The following is a 15492-nucleotide window of genomic DNA, read 5'->3' as shown; positions in this document are numbered from 1 at the left end:
CGACCTCACTTTGCCGCGAGGAGACGCTCTCTCACCTCGGCCACGACGGCGAACGAACGACAACGCGCCTCGTGCTCGAACACGTTGGCGGTGATCATCAACTCGTCAGGCCGATGGCGCTCGACGAAGGCCTCGATCCCGTCCTTCACCGTGTCGGCACTGCCCACCACGGCGCAGGCGAGCGCCTGTTGCACGCCGAACTTCTCGGTGGGCGTCCAGTAGTTTTCGATGTTGTCGATCGGCGGCGGAATCAGTCCGGGTCGCCCGCGGCGCAGATTGACGAAACTCTGCTGCTGGGTGGTGAACAGGCGCCGGGCTTCCGCATCGCTGGCCGCGGCCACGATGTTTATCCCCAACATGGCGTGGGGCGCCTGCAGGCGTTGCGACGGCCGGAAATCGCGACGGTAGAGGGCCAGGGCCTCATCCATCGCATCGGGCGCAAAGTGCGAGGCGAAGGCAAACGGCAGCCCCATCGCCGCCGCCAGCCGGGCACTGAACAGGCTGGAACCCAGCAGCCACACCGGCACCTCGATGCCGGCGCCAGGGACGGCGCGCACCGGCTGGTTGGGCGTGGCGGGTTCGAAATAGGACAGCAGCTCGGCCACGTCCTGGGGGAACTGCTCGGCGCTGTCGAAATAGCGGCGCAAGGCGCGCGCCGTGGCGTGATCGGTGCCCGGCGCACGGCCCAGGCCCAGATCGATACGCCCCGGATACAGCGAAGCCAGCGTGCCGAACTGCTCGGCCACCTGCAGCGGCGCGTGGTTCGGCAACATGATGCCGCCGGCACCCACCCGAATGGTCGAGGTACCGCCCGCCACATGGCCGATCAGCACGGCGGTGGCAGCGCTGGCGATGCCCGGCATGTTGTGGTGTTCGGCCAGCCAGTAGCGGTTGTAGCCCAGCGTTTCGGCGCGGCGCGCCAGATCCAGCGTGTTGGCGAACGCCTGGGTGGTATCGCTGCCCTCGGTAACGGGCGCCAGATCAAGTACGGAAAAAGGAATCATGGAGCTTCCTCGACGGGGAAGCCCTTGTATCTGGGGACGGGGCCGGCAAATGCCAGCCCCGCCGCCTGCGCTTAGCGCATGATGCCGGTATGGCCCAGCGAATAGCGGCCCGGCTGCGGCCACACGGCCAGACCGTGCGGCTCCTGGCCTACCTTGATCTTGCGCACCTGGCCGGTGCTGGTGTCGATCGCATAGACCTCGTCATCGAAGCGGCCCGAGAGCCACAGCGTCTTGCCGTCGGCGCTCACGTTGCCCATGTCCGGGCTGCCGCCGCCGGGGATCGGCCAGTTCGCCACCTCCTTCTGCGAGGCGAAGTCGATCACCGACACGCTGCCCTTGCCGCCGCGCGGACCGTGCACCTTGTTGGAGCCGCGGTTGGCCACGTACAACTTGCTGCCGTCGCGGCTGGGGTACAGGCCGTGCGTGCCCACGCCGGTCTTGATGAAGCCCACCTGCTTGAAGCTGGCGCCGTCGATCAGGTACACGCCGTCGGCCATCATGTCGGCCACGTAGAACGTCTTGCCGTCAGGAGACGCACGAATGTCCTGCGGCATGCCCTTCTTGGACAGATCCAGGTAACCGAGCACCTTGCGGTTGACCATGTCGATCTTCACCAGCTTGCCGGTGAACTCGCAGGTGAAAATCGCATAGCTGCCGTCGATGGCGAAGTCGGCATGGTTGATGCCCTTGCACTCCGGCGCGCTGAGGCTGGAGTGCTCCTTCATGCTGTGCGCATCGCGGAAATCCAGGCGCGCGAACGCTTCGGCGACGACGATGGCTTCCTTGCCGTCCGGCGTGAAGTACATGTTGTACGGGTCATCCACCGGCACCGCCGTGCCCGGCTTGCCGGTGGCGGCATCGATCGGCGTGAGGCTGCCGGTCTTCTTGCGCTCGGCGTTGTTGGTGACCCATAGCGTGCGCAGGTCCCACGACGGCACCACGTGCTGCGGACCCTCGCCCACCTTGAACTTGTCCACCACCTTGTAGGTGGCCGGATCGATCACGTAGACGTCGTTCGAACGCAGGTTGGGCACGTAGATGCGTGCCGGATCGTTCTTCACCACCGAGCTGAGGTGGCCCAGGCCCGACTCGCTGTACATGTTGGCGGGATTCACCACCGGCGGCATGCCGGGCACGGTGTTCACGGACGAGGCTGCCAGGGCATTGCCGCCCAGGCACGCAGCGGCAAGCGCCAACGGTGCGAGGCGGAACAAACGGGAGGAACGCAGGGATTTAACGATGGCCATGAGTCACAACTTGGTTTGGGTGATATGGGGAAGGTCAACGTGCCTGCGTGTCGCGACGCAAGGCATTGACCGTATTTACCACAATAGCATCCACGCCCAGCTGACCGAGCTCAGCCGAGGAGCGGCGCGGATCGCCGCCATAGACGCCATCGGCCGCGCCCAGCTTGGGGCCGTCCTGCAATTGGCCCAGGCGCACCATCTTCGGATCGGCGGCGAGCTGCAGCGAGGTATCGGCTAGGCCGGCATGCGTGCCGATCTCGTTGTCCTTGACGCCGTGCTGGCGCAGGATCTGGTTGAAGCCGTCGGACGAGGTGGCGTAGTACTCCGGCGGCACGAGGGCACGCGCCTTGCCGCCCCAGCCCTTGTTCAACTTGGCGGCCACGCGATCCAGATCTTTCTGATAGCCGCCGTGGTCGCCCAGCAGGACGATGTTGCGGAAGCCATGCACGGCGAAGCTTTGCGCCGCCGATTCCAGCAGCTGCTCGAACACCGCATCGGGAATCGTGATGGTGCCGGGAAAACGCATGTGCGAACTCGGCGGCGCGGTGCCGCCTTCGGGCACGTAAGTCACCACCGGCGCCACCAGCGCGTTGCCCAGTCGCTCGGCGATCTTCTGCGCGAGAAAGGCCGCGCGTGCATTGTGCTTGCCCACCGCGATGTATGGGCCGCTCTGCTCGGTGCCGCCGATCGGAATGATGATGGTGGTCTTGCCGGCCTGCACCTGGTCGCGGATTTCAGTCCAGGTGAGGTCTTGCAGCTGCACGGTGTGCGGCGTCTGGGCGAAGGCGGTCGAGGCGCCCAATAGCAAAAGTCCGCAGGCAAGCGCGCGGAGCGACAAGGAAGGCATGGCATCGTCCTGAAAAGCAGACACCCAGTGTAGAACGCCCTCCTGTGAGAGCGCACCCTATGCGCGACTGCCACATGCGGGCGGCTGGCTCCGTTGACGTGTCGCGCACAGGGGAGTCGGGAGACCGGCAACTACCGCGCTTTTTGCCACGATCTCACCGCCGTGGCCGCAGCGATGCGTACCTCGCCCCGTTGTGGGAGCGCACTTGTGCGCGACGCTGACGCATCGGCGCCCTCAGCCATGGCTGTTCGCGAACAACAAAGACAGCGGAGATCATGAGAGGTGGCAGTCGCGGACAAGTCCGTTCCCACACCATTCGTTGCGGCGATCAGTCCGGCGGCTGCAACGGATGCCGCTCTTTCCACGCGGCGAGCGCCTCGCGATACTTGCCCATCGCTTCATCGTAGAAATCGAAGATGCAGGGCACGCAGCCCTGGCCGCAGCAGTCTTCGTCGTCGGGGCGTTGCGGTGGGATGGGCGGTGGATCGTCGGAGGGCGCGGGTACGCCCTCCGGCGGGGCTTTCGGTGAATCGTTCAACAGAATATTCCGCTCAGAAGATCAACCCGGCTTGCGGAAACGATAGACGAACTGGTCGGTATGACCGCGGATCGACTTGTCGAATACCTTGATGTTGTGCGGGTCTGCAGGATTGCGCAGCACGTCGCTCTCGCCGTCGAAGACGAAGCCCACCGACTCGACCTGCTTCTTCACGATGGCCGGATCGATGCGATGCAGCGTGTCGGTGTCGCGCATGCCCGAACCGGCTTCGGCCACGTGGTCGATCACCACGAACAGGCCGCCGGGCTTGAGCGAATCGAACACCTGCTTGTCGAACGTCACCGGATCGACGCTGCCCATGAACTTGTCCGGATAGTCGTGGTAGTTCTGCGACGTGAAGACGAGGTCAACCTTCACCGGCGTCTTGAACTCCTTGGCCGGCACCATCAGCACGCCGACGTTGGCGTAATGCGGCTGCGCCACGAGCGCCTTGGAGGCCTGCACGTCGGACTGGGCCTCCTTGCCGTATTCGTTCGGCCATACCGCGAAAACCTTGCCCTTCGGACCCACCACGCCGCTGAACACGCGGGTGAAATAGCCGCTGCCCGGGATCAGGTCCACCACGGACTGGCCCGGCTTCACTTCGGCAAACGCCATCAGGTCGGCGATTTTCCGGCGATCGTCGTTGGCGGTGTCGTCCTTGCGGGCCGGATCGTTGACCGCCGCGGTGACGTAGGAAGGGACTTCCGTTGACGCCGGCGCAGCGGCCAGCGCAGCGGTGACGGGAAAAGCGAGGGCTACCAGCACTGCAAGTACGGTCGGTCGCATGACGAACTCCGTGGTGTGGCGGGTGTGGGGCGCATTGTGCGCCCCCACAGGATAAAGCGCAGCAGGTGTCTCGACACAGTGCTCCGTCGCGTTATTTGCCCGTGCCCGGTCCGGCCAGCGCGGTCAACAGCACGTGCCAATAGGTCACATCGTCATAGAACGACTTCACCGGCACGCGCTCGTTGAGACCATGCGCGAACGAATCGCTGTTCTTCATGAACATGCCGTTGACGCCATAGGCGGGAATGCCCGCCGCGCGGAAATAGATGCCGTCGGTGGCGCCCGATTCCTGCTCCGGCGTAATCGCCACGCCCGGGCGAATGGCATGCACCGCCTTGGTCACGGCCGCGACCACGTCGGGGCGCAACGGCGAGGCATCGCTGGAGATCGCCTTGCCGATCAGCACGACCTCCACCTTCGGGCCGACCAGATCGGCCAGCGTCTTGCGCACGGTCTCGATCGCCACGCCCGGGAAGATGCGGCAATTGATGTTCGCCGTCGCCGACTGCGGCAACGCATTGTCCGCATGGCCGCCGCGCAGCATGGTGGCGACGCAGGTGGTGCGCGTCTTGCCCACTTCCGACGGTTCCGCCGCCAGCACGGCGGCAGCATTCGCGTCGTGCGGATTCTTGGCGAAGTCGCGCATCGCCTGACCCAGCTTGCCCTGCGTGGTCGCGCCCAAGGCCTTGAACGAAGCGATAGTGGTGTCGTTGGACATCACCGGGAACGCGTAGCCCTGCACTTTCTTCAGCGCATCGGCCAGCTCGTAGATGGCGTTGTCCGCACGCGGCAGCGAACTGTGGCCGCCGGCGTTGCGCGTGGTCAGTTCGAAATCCGCATAGGCCTTTTCCGCCGTTTGCAGACCGAACACCAGCGGCTTGCCGTCTTCGCTCAGCTCGCCGCCACCCGCATCCGTATTGAGCGCGAACTCGGCATCGACCAGGTCGCGATGGTTTTTCACCAGGTCGTCCATGGTCTCCTGGGTGGTTTCCTCGTCGCCGGTGTAGACGATGATCAGGTCGCGCGTGGGCACGAAGCCGGCCTTCTTCAACTGGATGAAGTTGGCCGCCAGCACAGTGACGCCGCTCTTGATGTCTTCGGTGCCGCGACCGTAGAAGTAACCGTTCTCCTCGATCAGCTTGAACGGGTCGCGCTGCCAGTCTTCCGGCTTGGCGGTGACCACGTCCATGTGCGCCATCAGCGCGATCGGCTTGCCGCCCGTGCCGTTGCCGCGGTAGCGCACGACCATCGCCGCGGTCTCGCCGTGCGGGATGATATGGATGTCCGCATCGGGGAAGCCTGCGGCGCGGAACTGGTCCGCCAGATACTTCGCCATCACCGGCACCTGGCCCTGCCCGATCTCCGTCTTGAAGGCGATGAGGTGACTGAAGATGTCACGCGCCTGCGCCTGGTTGGCGTCCGGCGTCGCCGCGACGGCGGGAAGTGCGACGGAACAGGTCAGCAGCGTAGCGAGCAAGGGTCGGAACATGGGCATCTCACCGGCGTCGGAGGGAGTCGTGAGTATGTCTGGTTCGCCGCCGACGGAACACTGCGGACGCCCCATCCCCGCTGTCTTGAGGCGCCAGCGCCGGCCTGGTACGAAGTCACTGGCCAGCGCTGCGGATGATGCCGTGCAGCAACGAGGATTCCTGTACGCAAACGGACGCAGCGCGAAGGCGCAGGCACGCTTGCGCGGAGCGTCCCCTTCGGGAGTAATCTGGTGCCGCCGGCGCATCCCCAGGCCCGGCATCCACATCGACAAACGCTGCCGTCAGGAGGAAGAACATGGCTTTCTCTGCACGTGTTTCGCATGCTCCGCTCGCCCAGATCAACATCACGCCGCTGGTGGATGTCCTGCTGGTGCTGCTGGTGATCACCATGATCACCTCGCCCGTGCTGACGCACAAATTGAAACTCGACCTGCCGCAGCCCGGTGCCACCTTCGACCCACCGATCGAGCCGAGCATGGTGCAGTTGTCCATCCATGCCGATGGCTCGATGTACTGGAACGATGCACCCATCGACGCTGCGATGCTGTCCTCGCAGCTGGCCATCGCTTCGCACCTGCCAGTGCGACCCCATTTGGTCATCGACCCAGCCGACGGCGTCTCGTATCAGACCGTGGCCAGCGTGATTTCCGACGCCAAGCGACAAGGCCTGCAGAAGATCGATTTCATGGATCCCCGCTAAGCGTGAGCCCGATCGCCGACGAGGACGCACCGCGTCCTCGTCGGTGCCAAGACAACGCAAACGTCACACCGCACCGACATAAGCAAACCGCGCCGAAAGTCGCAGGAAAATGCGGCCCGGTGTTGTGCTGGCGTGCACATCGGCAGACCTACGCTTCCCTTCGTGCGATCTCGCCGCACTGCTGGAGGGAATGTTGATGAAACACAACCCGTCTATCGCAGGACGTAACACACTCGCCGCCGCCGCGATGGCCGTGGCATGCATGGCGCTGCCGCTGCCGGTGCTCGCGCAATACCACCATGGCCCGCCGCCGGCGCACTACGAACATCACGACTATCACGGTCATTACGACAATCACTACAGCCATTACGACCACTACGATCACCACGACAACAGCGGTGCGATCGTCGCCGGTGCGCTGCTGGGCGTCGCCGCGGGCGTGGCCATTTCCAATGCGAACACGCCGCAACCGCCGCCGACGGTGGTCTATACCTCGCCGCCGCCCCCGCCACCGCCGGGCGTCGTTTACTACAACGACGGCTACTAGATGGCTGCCGCCATTCACTGCATAGGGAGTACCGACGATGAAAAATTCGCTTCGTAGTCTGACCCTGCCGGCGCTGGTCTCCTTGGCGCTGGTGGCGGCTCCGGCATGGGCCCAGCAGGCCACGCCGGCCACACCCCCTGCCGCCCAGAAATTGCCCACCACCACGCCGCCGGGCGCGCAGGATCACGGACAGAAACATGCGGATGCGGTCGAACAACGCATTGCCGACCTGCATGCCCAGCTGAAGATCACCGATCAACAGGCCAAGCCATGGGATACCTTCGCGCAGACCATGCGCGACAACGCGCGCAAGGCCGACCAGGCTTTCCGCGAGCGGGCGCAGAAGTTGTCCACGATGACGGCGGAAGACGCCATGAAGTCCTATGCCGATCTCACCGAGACGCACGCGGACAACATGAAGAAACTCTCGTCGGCCTTCAGCGACCTATATGACGCGCTCTCGCCCGCGCAGAAACAGATTGCCGATGCGATGTACCGCAATCCCGGCGGCGGCAAGGGCGCCAGTCCGCACAAGGGTGGCAAGGCCAGCAAGGCCGCACCTGCCGGCGCGTCGTCATCGGCGCATAGCTGATCCACGCTGCACGGCCATCAAGCGCGGCACGATCATCGTGCCGCGCTTTTTTATGGCGCGCCCGCCGCTGTTACCAGCGCCGATGCCAGCGCGACACGGCGAACGCCGCCGAGCGGCCCGAAATGGTCCTGCGCCTCGTAGGTGGCATATCGAAGCTCGCTCACCTTCAGCCATGAAGGCGGCGGCACCACCGCACCCAGCCGACGACGAATCACCTCGGCCGGCACGCATCGACGATACAAACCCAGCGTGATGTGGGCGATATAAGGCGCTTGCCTGATCTCAGGGCTGCCCACAGCCAACGCCTCGCGCCAGCGCGCCAAGCGGCCCATGGGATCGCCCACCGGAATGAAGGCTGCACTGGCAAAGCTGTCCAGTGCCGCCAGCGGCAACGCGCATTCGGTGCCCGCGTGCGCTTCCAGCAAAGCTACCTGATGGTCGAGACGATGCAGCGGGAAATCGTCATCGCGGTCGCCGGCGCCATGAAAGCCGCAGACGTAGACCGTGACATGCGCCTGACGACGCGGACTGGGATGAATCAGGTCCGCCAGTTGTGCACGCGCCGCATCGATGTATTGGAGCAACGCGGGATCGTCGACCGGCAGCATCCAGATGCCGTAGCGGCGGCGCCCCCGATGCCACTCGGGGTAATCGCGCAGGTCGGCGACCAGGGTTTCGGCAGGGCCGCCGATGGGATCGGAAAACAGCATGACGCCGATAGTAACGGCAGCCGACATGGGGGCGGCGCGGCCCGGCATGTTGCGGGCCGGCCCGGTTGGTTTAGAGTGGCCACGCCAGACGCCACGGAGAACCGCATGCCTCGCTCGCGTCATCCCCTGCTCGCCGCCATCCTCTGGGGCGGATTCGTCGCCGGCACGCTGGACATCGGCGCCGCCAGCCTGATCAGCGGTTACGGTCCGCTGGTGATCCTCCGATACATCGCCGCCGGACTGCTCGGCAAAGCCGCGCTGGCCGGAGGCGCCACGGAAGCCGCACTCGGCCTGGTACTGCAGTGGGCCATGTCGCTGCTGATCGCCGCGATCTTCGTGCTCATCGTAGGGCGGCGCGTGGCCGCCACGCCACGCTGGCCGGTCTGGGGCGTGGCCTACGGCGTGGTGGTGTTCGCGGTGATGAACTACGTGGTGGTACCGCTCTCGGCACTGAGCAAGGTGCCGCATTTCAGCGTCTTCAGCTTCATCGCCAACCTGGCTGCGATGCTGCTGTTCGGCTGGATCATCGCGTTTTTCGCGCGCACCAAGTTGTCCAATCGGGCCGCGTAAACCAGGCCGTTGCGGCACACTAGGTGCAATGACTCACACGACCGAATCCGCCGCCAGTGGCTGGTGCCTGTACCTGATCGAATGCCGCGACGGCACCTACTACGCCGGCATCACCAACGACCTCGATGCGCGCTACCAGGCGCACGTCAGCGGCAAGGGCGCGCGCTATACGCGTTCGCATCCGCCGCTGCGCCTGCTGGGTTCGCGTGCCTACGACAACCGCGCAGCGGCATCGCGGGCGGAATGGGAGATCAAGCAATTGCCCAAGCATCGGAAGCTCGGCTACCTGAGCCGCGCGTCAGCGGCGGAAGCCGTCACCCCGCAAGCGGAATGACGGCATCCCAAACCAGCCGCGCTACGAGGATTTCTTCAGCAGCGCGGTGAGCTTGTCCAGCTGTTCGCGGTAGCCGTCGAGCGTCTTCGCGGTGACCTGTGCGTACTGGTTCGCCTCGTCCCAGCGGCGTCCTTCGATCGCCTCGCGCACGCCCGGCACGGTCTTCACGCCATAGCCGGTGAGCATGCCCGGCGCATACACCATGTGCTTGAACCAGGGCCGCTCCGGCAGGCCGGCCGCGCTGGTGAGCGATTGTTCCATCTGCCCCATCAGCGCGTTGATCTGCTGCAGCTGCGCGGCCGGCAGATTGAAATCGCTGGCGGCACGCTGGCTGTAGGCCGCCTCGAACGCCTGCGCGCTCTTCTTCAGTTTCCTGGCGGCATCGTCGAGCGGCGCGAGCTTGATGTCCGGCACGTCCGAATCGCGCTCGGGCGGCAGCAAGGGCCGGGTGGGATCGGAGGTGAGTGCGTACGCGTGTTTGTCGAGCAATTGATGCTGTTGCTCGGTGTCCTTGCGCGTATCGCCCACCAGCTTGTGCAACTCCTCGACGTAGCGATCGAAGGTATCGCTGAAGTCGTTGAAGCGCATCGGCAACACGCTGGCGCCGGCCGTGCGCAACACGATGTGGCCGGCCACTTTCGACAACGCCACGCCGTACTGGAAGTCCGGATCGCCGAAGCGCACGTAGTGCTCGAACGTATCGTAGGCCGAGTGATAGATGCCGTCCTGGTCGTCCTCGCCGCTGAAGCCGAGGTCGAGCGAGGCGATGCCCAGATGTTCGAGGAACGTGCTGTAGTCGGAGCCCGAACCCAGCGCCTCGATCGGCACGTCGCCACCGGCAGCGGCGAGCTTGGCGAATTCCTTGGCTTCGGGCTTGGCGTCCTTGGCATTGCCGGCAACCATCACATGCGCACGCCGGCGTTCCAGCACGCTGCCCTTGGTTTCCGGATCGGTCACGCCCTCGGCCACCTGGTTCACCAGGTGCTGGTAGGAGTGGCTGCCACCGGCTTCGAGGAAACCGCGGCCGTTGGTATCGGAGTTGAGATAAAGCACGGCCTTCTGCTTCAACTCGTCGCCATGCGTTTCGGCCCATTCGGTGGAACCGAGCAGGCCGGCCTCTTCGCCATCCCAGCTCGCGTAGACCAACGTGCGCTGCGGGCGCCAGCCCTGCTTGTACAGCGTGCCGATGGCCTTGGCTTCGGCCAGCAGGGCCACGTTGCCGGCCAGCGGATCCCACGCGCCGAAGACCCAACCGTCGTGATGGTTGCCGCGCACGATCCAACGATCGGGTTCGGTGGCACCCTTGAGCGTGGCGATCACGTCGTACACCGGCTTCTGGCCCCAGTCCGACAGCACGGTCAAATGCACCGGCGCTGCGCTGGGTCCGATGTGATAAGTGATTGGCAGCGAACCGCGCCAGCCACCCGGCGCCACCGGACCGGTGAGCGATTTCAGCAGCGGCGTGGCATCGGCATAGGAGATCGGCAAGACCGGAATCTTCAGGATGGTCTTGGCGTCCTTCAGATCGAGACGCTTCGCATCGGCGGTGGAACCGTAGCCGGGCGTGAGCGGATCGCCGGGATACTGCTGCATGTCGGCCACCGAGCCGCGCTGCACGCCATCTTCCGGACGCCAGCCGCCCTGCGCATAGGTGTCGCCCTGGGCGTAGCCGTCGTCGTGCGGATCGGAATAGATCAGGCAACCCACGGCGCCGTGCTGCTGCGCCAGCTTGGGCTTGAGGCCGCGCCAGCCGCCGCCGTAGCGCGCGATGACGATCTTGCCGCGCACGTCGATGCCGCGGCGGGCCAGATCCTTGTAGTCGTCCGGCATACCGTAGTTCACGTAGACCAGCGGCGCACTGACGTCGCCATCGCCTCCGTAGACGTTGTACGGCGGCAGCACGTCGGTCTTGATCGCCGAGCTGGCATCGCCTGCCACCGCGGGCTCATGCAGCTTGGCGGTATACGGGTGCGGCCCCTTCAGCTCCAGCGCGACTTTCTTCGGCGTGGGATAGAGCACGTTGAAGGTTTCGATATGGGCATCCCAGCCCCACTCCTTGAACTTGGCCAGCATGAACTCTGCGTTCGCCTTGTCGTGCGGCGAGCCGACCTGGTTGGGTGCGGCGGACATCTGCTTGAGCCATTCGCGCTGGTCGGCCGGATCGAGCAAGGCATCGAAGCGCTGCTCCAGGCTCTTCTGCGCGGCGGCACCGCTGGCACTGAAGCCGAGCATGCCCTGCTCGGGGGCGTGTTCATCAGCGGCCAGTGCGCTGCCCATGGAAGCCAGCAGGCAGGCCGCCAGCAGCGGCCGTATCGTCAAACGGGTCATGCATTCTCTCCCCAGCGGTGGTGCGTAGAGGCATGTCGCGATCTCTCGCCGCGACGACATTCAAGGCTGTCGTGGCACTTATACCCTGTGCCCGGTGGCGACCGTCTAGGACAAAGGTCATGCATGGCGGGAAAAACCACTGAAGTTCGACCGCCCGGCGCCGATAACCCCCATGGCGCCGCAAGACCGCGCCACCACCAACCCCTCCAAGGCGGGACACGTATGCTGCAAACGGCGCCGAACATCGCGTATCTCAAAGCCGCATGGGCCGCGTTCGCCGGCATCAGCGGTGCCAACGCCAAGCAGAGCTACGAGGCGGCAGGCCTGAGCTTCACGCGCATCAATCACTCCACCCTGGTGCGCAAGAACGACGTGCAGGTGTCCACCATGCCCATTCACTACACGCGGCACGACTTGCGTGTGGGCTTTCTGGGCCGCATCGAGAACGAGGTGCGCAAGGCGGCGTTCGAAATGGATGCGGTGTTCTACCGCGACCTGGAGCTGCCCGAAGGCCATCATCTGGTGATCGAACTGGAGGAGTGCCTGCGTCTGCTGCGCCGCCGCGGCAACCGCTCGTTGTCCATCCTGATCGAGCCCGATGGCAGCATCCCGCTGGATGCGGCGGTGCGCGTGGAAATGCGCGTATTCCTCGACGCGCCCCGCGCCTGTGTGTACGCCTGCGCCGCCGATGCGAGCGGCCAGGTCGACCTGCTGGACGGCGCCGCCAAGCGTGCCCGCATGCCCCGCGCCTCCGACTATGCCGGACTGGCCGCGCAGATAAGCAGCACCCTCAACGACGCGTTCGCCGCGTTGCCGCGCGCCCAATTGGCCGCCTGAACGTCTATTCCACCGGAATGTACAGATCGGTTTCCGAGGACGGATCGTCCGGCGCCACGAAGCGTTCGTCGTAACGTTCGAAGCCCACGCCCGCCTGCGCGCGCAAACCCAGCTTGGGCAGCAGGCGCGTGTGGATGGTCTGGATGGTCTCGCCGATTTGCCTGGCCACGCCGCGGTGGGTGAACACGCCGTACTTCTGGGCGGGCACCTGGAACTTCACCATCCCCTCGGGCAGCGCCGCATCGTCCGCCACCGACAAGCCCGCCACATAACGCAGCATGCCGTCCGGCAGCGCTGCGCACACGCCATAGGCCACGCCGGGTTCCACGTTCGGCGCCACTTCCTGCTCCCGTGGCAGGAAGCGCTCCCACAACGGGCCGATACCGTTCGGGCTACGGGCAATGTATTCCAGTCCGACGACGGTAAAGGCAGGCAGCGACACGATCCGGTGATCCATGGCTTTCGTCCTGGCGGAAACGTTGAACGAGCCCCAAGACTACGGCAATGGGCGGATGTGACAACAGGGTGAAAGTGGCCACTTGCGGGATGTCGATATGCCAGGTGCCCGTTCGTCGAGAGAGTAGACGCGGCATTCGCCTCTCGCGGCGGAGCGCGCGTCCCTCCCCCATGACGCTGAGGTTGTCCACCATGACGCAAGCCCCCGCCCTGGTCCCCGTGGCCGAACTGGTCAAGCGCAACGGCGTACGGTTCGCCGGCGAAAGCCAGGCCTACCGTCGCGCCCGCGACGAATTGCTGGCCGAAGAAATCGAACTGCGCCGACACATCGAACGCGTCGCCGAACAGCGGCGCGACCTGCCGCCCGGGCCGGAAGCGAAAGGCGACTACCGCTTCGCGGGCGAACACGGCCCGCTCGATCTCGCCGGGCTGTTCGGCGACAAGCAGACCCTGGTCACCTACAACTACATGTTCGGTCCGCAGCGCGAACGCCCCTGCCCCATGTGCACCTCGCTGCTGAGCGCCTGGAACGGCGAAGCGGCCGATATCCAGCAGCGCGTGGCACTGGCCGTGATTGCCCGCTCGCCGATCGAACGCCTGCTCGCCTTCAAGCGGGAGCGCGGTTGGCGCGACCTGCCGCTGTATTCGGACCTCAACGGCGAATTCAGCCGCGACTACCACGCCATCGCCCCCGATGGCGGCGACGATCCCGCGTTCTGCGTGTTCACCCGTCGCGATGGCCACATCCGCCTGTTCTGGGCGGGTGAAATGGGCACGGAAACCGCCGATCCCGGCCAGGACCCGCGTGGCGCGCCCGACCTGATGCCGATCTGGACCATTCTCGACTGCGTGCCCGAAGGCCGCGGCGGCAACTGGTATCCGAAGCTCGATTACGGCACCTGACGACCGATGCGACGGGCCGCCTGATGGTGGCCCGTCGCATGGCCCGGCTCACGCGCCGGGCGTCTTCAGGCAATTGACCATCCAGGACTTGCCGTAGCGATCGGTGAGCATGCCGAAGCGGTGGGCCCAGAAGGTTTCGTCGATCGGCATGTCGACCTTGCCGCCTTCGGACAAGGCCTTGAACACGCGCTCGGCTTCGGCCGGATCGTCGACGGTCACGTTCACGCAGCCCTTGGTGCTGGCGCTATGGGGCGGGCCGTCGGCGCCCATCAGGATGCCGCTGCCGGGTGTCTCCAGCTTCGAATGCATCACCCGGCCATGGGTCTCCGGCGGCATCTGCGCGGCCATCGGCGATTCGCCGTAGGTCATGCGCGCGGTGATCTTGCCCTGGAACGCCTTGGCGTAGAAATCGAACGCCTCCCGCGCCTGGCCGTCGAAATCGAGATAGGGAATGAATTGCATGGGAGCTACTCCTGCGAGTGGGGGATCAGCACGCGTTTCAGGGAAGCATGCCTTCGTCGGTGTTTCAGCCCGGTGTTCATGAGCATGACGAACGAGTGCCGCGTGGATCGACAGGAAGGCCGCAGGCGACATAGGCTGTGTACCCTCGGCCTGCCCTCTTCAACCACCAGGAGCGATCCGTGCCTTCCATCGTGACGCAACCCGTGGCTGCCCGGCTGACCCATGCAGCCATCTTCCTGGTGGTGACGCTGAAGCCCGATCCGCGCTGCGGCGATGCGGTGCGTGCGCTCTGCGGCGACTTGCCGTCGCTGTTGCGGGCGATCGGCTTTCGCAATCCCGACCGGCGGCTTTCCTGCGTGATGGGCTTCGGATCGGCGGCGTGGGATTCGCTGTTTGGCCAACCGCGGCCGGCCGAACTGCATCCATTTCGCGAGATCAAGGGCGTGCACCACGCGGTCTCCACGCCGGGCGACATCCTTTTCCATATCCGCGCCACGCACATGGACCTGTGCTTTGAACTGGCCACGCAGATCATGTGCCGCATCGGCGAGGTGGCGACCGCGGTCGACGAAGTGCATGGCTTCAAGTATTTCGACGAACGCGATCTGCTGGGCTTCGTCGACGGTACCGAAAACCCGGTGGATCAGGACGCCATGGATGCCACCATCATCGGCGACGAAGACCCGGCGTTCACCGGCGGCAGCTACGTGATCGTGCAGAAGTACCTGCACGACCTGACGGCCTGGAACGCGCTGCCGGTCGAGCGGCAGGAAACCATCATCGGCCGCAGAAAGCTCTCGGATATCGAACTGGACGACGATGCCAAGGCGCCCTATGCGCACAACGTGCTCACCAGCATCGAGGAAAACGGCCAGGCGCTGGAAATCGTGCGCGACAACATGCCGTTCGGCGAGGTGGGCAAAGGCGAGTTCGGCACCTATTTCATCGGCTACGCACGGTCTCCTGCACGCATCGAGCAGATGCTCACCAACATGTTCGTGGGACAGCCGCCCGGCAATTACGATCGCCTGCTCGACTTCAGCACCGCCGTCACCGGTTCGCTGTTCTTCGTGCCATCGGCGAGCTTCCTCGAGAACGTACCGGTCCCGGCCCAGGGTTCAACGGCTTAGCAACCAGC

18 protein-coding genes are annotated in these 15492 nt (G+C 65.2%); 8 read left to right on the top strand and 10 right to left on the bottom strand.

Translation table 11 applies throughout. The features are described from left to right. Positions 1–5 precede the first annotated feature (5 nt). The 6 genes from ISP20_RS01365 to ISP20_RS01340 all read right to left on the bottom strand — a co-directional run bounded on the left by ISP20_RS01365 (position 6) and on the right by ISP20_RS01340 (position 5914). Entirely contained in the window at positions 6–1004 is a 999-nt protein-coding gene (locus ISP20_RS01365) for an LLM class flavin-dependent oxidoreductase (RefSeq protein ID WP_204634260.1), read from the bottom strand. A 71-nt stretch (positions 1005–1075) separates the two neighbouring features. Next, positions 1076–2251 carry a YncE family protein gene (locus ISP20_RS01360; RefSeq protein ID WP_204634259.1) on the bottom strand — a complete coding sequence of 392 codons (1176 nt, stop codon included), beginning with the start codon at positions 2249–2251 and terminating at the stop codon, positions 1076–1078. Between the two features lie 34 nt (positions 2252–2285). Next, complete coding sequence (locus ISP20_RS01355) at positions 2286–3098, bottom strand: creatininase family protein (protein ID WP_204634258.1); 813 nt, start codon at positions 3096–3098, stop codon at positions 2286–2288. 328 nt (positions 3099–3426) lie between these two features. Beyond that, on the bottom strand, positions 3427–3636 hold the full coding sequence (locus ISP20_RS01350) for an oxidoreductase-like domain-containing protein (protein ID WP_204634257.1): 210 nt from the start codon (positions 3634–3636) through the stop codon (positions 3427–3429). Positions 3637–3657: 21 nt separating this feature from the next. Beyond that, positions 3658–4425 (bottom strand): class I SAM-dependent methyltransferase, encoded by a 768-nt coding sequence (locus ISP20_RS01345; RefSeq protein WP_204634256.1) that lies wholly within the window; start codon positions 4423–4425, stop codon positions 3658–3660. 91 nt (positions 4426–4516) lie between these two features. Further along, complete coding sequence (locus ISP20_RS01340) at positions 4517–5914, bottom strand: M20/M25/M40 family metallo-hydrolase (RefSeq protein ID WP_204634255.1); 1398 nt, start codon at positions 5912–5914, stop codon at positions 4517–4519. A gap of 296 nt (positions 5915–6210) precedes the next feature. Here ISP20_RS01340 and ISP20_RS01335 point away from each other — a divergent pair, with 296 nt between their 5' ends. The 3 genes from ISP20_RS01335 to ISP20_RS01325 all read left to right on the top strand — a co-directional run bounded on the left by ISP20_RS01335 (position 6211) and on the right by ISP20_RS01325 (position 7754). After that, positions 6211–6615 (top strand): ExbD/TolR family protein, encoded by a 405-nt coding sequence (locus ISP20_RS01335; protein WP_204634254.1) that lies wholly within the window; start codon positions 6211–6213, stop codon positions 6613–6615. A gap of 196 nt (positions 6616–6811) precedes the next feature. Next, positions 6812–7162 carry a hypothetical protein gene (locus ISP20_RS01330; RefSeq protein ID WP_204634253.1) on the top strand — a complete coding sequence of 117 codons (351 nt, stop codon included), beginning with the start codon at positions 6812–6814 and terminating at the stop codon, positions 7160–7162. A gap of 37 nt (positions 7163–7199) precedes the next feature. Next, positions 7200–7754, top strand: a complete 555-nt coding sequence (locus ISP20_RS01325; protein WP_204634252.1) for a Spy/CpxP family protein refolding chaperone — start codon at positions 7200–7202, stop codon at positions 7752–7754. Between the two features lie 50 nt (positions 7755–7804). Here ISP20_RS01325 and ISP20_RS01320 read toward each other — a convergent pair whose 3' ends face one another. Then, positions 7805–8491 (bottom strand): 2'-5' RNA ligase family protein, encoded by a 687-nt coding sequence (locus ISP20_RS01320; RefSeq protein ID WP_204634251.1) that lies wholly within the window; start codon positions 8489–8491, stop codon positions 7805–7807. Positions 8492–8569: 78 nt separating this feature from the next. Between ISP20_RS01320 and ISP20_RS01315 the strand changes: the two genes are divergently transcribed. Both ISP20_RS01315 and ISP20_RS01310 read left to right on the top strand, forming a co-directional pair. Next, complete coding sequence (locus ISP20_RS01315) at positions 8570–9034, top strand: hypothetical protein (RefSeq protein ID WP_204634250.1); 465 nt, start codon at positions 8570–8572, stop codon at positions 9032–9034. Between the two features lie 28 nt (positions 9035–9062). Continuing rightward, on the top strand, positions 9063–9368 hold the full coding sequence (locus ISP20_RS01310) for a GIY-YIG nuclease family protein (protein WP_204634249.1): 306 nt from the start codon (positions 9063–9065) through the stop codon (positions 9366–9368). Between the two features lie 21 nt (positions 9369–9389). Here ISP20_RS01310 and ISP20_RS01305 read toward each other — a convergent pair whose 3' ends face one another. Next, positions 9390–11696: a transferrin receptor-like dimerization domain-containing protein gene (locus tag ISP20_RS01305; RefSeq protein WP_204634248.1), complete on the bottom strand. Its 2307-nt coding sequence runs from the start codon at positions 11694–11696 to the stop codon at positions 9390–9392. A gap of 222 nt (positions 11697–11918) precedes the next feature. Here ISP20_RS01305 and ISP20_RS01300 point away from each other — a divergent pair, with 222 nt between their 5' ends. Then, on the top strand, positions 11919–12533 hold the full coding sequence (locus tag ISP20_RS01300) for a hypothetical protein (RefSeq protein WP_204634247.1): 615 nt from the start codon (positions 11919–11921) through the stop codon (positions 12531–12533). 4 nt (positions 12534–12537) lie between these two features. Here the strand turns inward: ISP20_RS01300 and ISP20_RS01295 are convergent, their stop codons facing one another. Beyond that, complete coding sequence (locus ISP20_RS01295) at positions 12538–12990, bottom strand: GyrI-like domain-containing protein (RefSeq protein ID WP_204634246.1); 453 nt, start codon at positions 12988–12990, stop codon at positions 12538–12540. 191 nt (positions 12991–13181) lie between these two features. Between ISP20_RS01295 and ISP20_RS01290 the strand changes: the two genes are divergently transcribed. Next, on the top strand, positions 13182–13892 hold the full coding sequence (locus tag ISP20_RS01290; protein ID WP_204634245.1) for a DUF899 family protein: 711 nt from the start codon (positions 13182–13184) through the stop codon (positions 13890–13892). Between the two features lie 48 nt (positions 13893–13940). On the opposite strand, the gene ISP20_RS01285 is transcribed toward ISP20_RS01290, so the two are convergent. Continuing rightward, the gene (locus tag ISP20_RS01285; RefSeq protein WP_204634244.1) at positions 13941–14354 is read right to left on the bottom strand and encodes a VOC family protein; all 414 of its coding nucleotides are present in this window, start codon (positions 14352–14354) and stop codon (positions 13941–13943) included. A gap of 179 nt (positions 14355–14533) precedes the next feature. Between ISP20_RS01285 and ISP20_RS01280 the strand changes: the two genes are divergently transcribed. Further along, the gene (locus ISP20_RS01280; RefSeq protein WP_204634243.1) at positions 14534–15484 is read left to right on the top strand and encodes a Dyp-type peroxidase; all 951 of its coding nucleotides are present in this window, start codon (positions 14534–14536) and stop codon (positions 15482–15484) included. Positions 15485–15492: the final 8 nt, after the last annotated feature.

It is taken from the genome of Dyella kyungheensis (genome assembly GCF_016905005.1).
GTDB classification, from domain to species: domain Bacteria; phylum Pseudomonadota; class Gammaproteobacteria; order Xanthomonadales; family Rhodanobacteraceae; genus Dyella; species Dyella kyungheensis.
This window is presented reverse-complemented; position numbering and strand designations above follow the sequence as displayed.

Bases quoted from the DNA above. Each gene is read 5' to 3' on its own strand.
- ISP20_RS01290 (WP_204634245.1), top strand. From the start codon at position 13,182: ATGACGCAAGCCCCCGCCCTGGTCCCCGTGGCCGAACTGGTCAAGCGC.
- ISP20_RS01355 (WP_204634258.1), bottom strand. From the start codon at position 3,098: ATGCCTTCCTTGTCGCTCCGCGCGCTTGCCTGCGGACTTTTGCTATTG.
- ISP20_RS01345 (WP_204634256.1), bottom strand. From the start codon at position 4,425: ATGCGACCGACCGTACTTGCAGTGCTGGTAGCCCTCGCTTTTCCCGTC.
- ISP20_RS01340 (WP_204634255.1), bottom strand. From the start codon at position 5,914: ATGTTCCGACCCTTGCTCGCTACGCTGCTGACCTGTTCCGTCGCACTT.
- ISP20_RS01310 (WP_204634249.1), top strand. From the start codon at position 9,063: ATGACTCACACGACCGAATCCGCCGCCAGTGGCTGGTGCCTGTACCTG.
- ISP20_RS01330 (WP_204634253.1), top strand. From the start codon at position 6,812: ATGAAACACAACCCGTCTATCGCAGGACGTAACACACTCGCCGCCGCC.
- ISP20_RS01300 (WP_204634247.1), top strand. From the start codon at position 11,919: ATGCTGCAAACGGCGCCGAACATCGCGTATCTCAAAGCCGCATGGGCC.
- ISP20_RS01365 (WP_204634260.1), bottom strand. From the start codon at position 1,004: ATGATTCCTTTTTCCGTACTTGATCTGGCGCCCGTTACCGAGGGCAGC.
- ISP20_RS01295 (WP_204634246.1), bottom strand. From the start codon at position 12,990: ATGGATCACCGGATCGTGTCGCTGCCTGCCTTTACCGTCGTCGGACTG.
- ISP20_RS01335 (WP_204634254.1), top strand. From the start codon at position 6,211: ATGGCTTTCTCTGCACGTGTTTCGCATGCTCCGCTCGCCCAGATCAAC.
- ISP20_RS01320 (WP_204634251.1), bottom strand. From the start codon at position 8,491: ATGTCGGCTGCCGTTACTATCGGCGTCATGCTGTTTTCCGATCCCATC.
- ISP20_RS01305 (WP_204634248.1), bottom strand. From the start codon at position 11,696: ATGACCCGTTTGACGATACGGCCGCTGCTGGCGGCCTGCCTGCTGGCT.
- ISP20_RS01285 (WP_204634244.1), bottom strand. From the start codon at position 14,354: ATGCAATTCATTCCCTATCTCGATTTCGACGGCCAGGCGCGGGAGGCG.
- ISP20_RS01315 (WP_204634250.1), top strand. From the start codon at position 8,570: ATGCCTCGCTCGCGTCATCCCCTGCTCGCCGCCATCCTCTGGGGCGGA.
- ISP20_RS01360 (WP_204634259.1), bottom strand. From the start codon at position 2,251: ATGGCCATCGTTAAATCCCTGCGTTCCTCCCGTTTGTTCCGCCTCGCA.
- ISP20_RS01325 (WP_204634252.1), top strand. From the start codon at position 7,200: ATGAAAAATTCGCTTCGTAGTCTGACCCTGCCGGCGCTGGTCTCCTTG.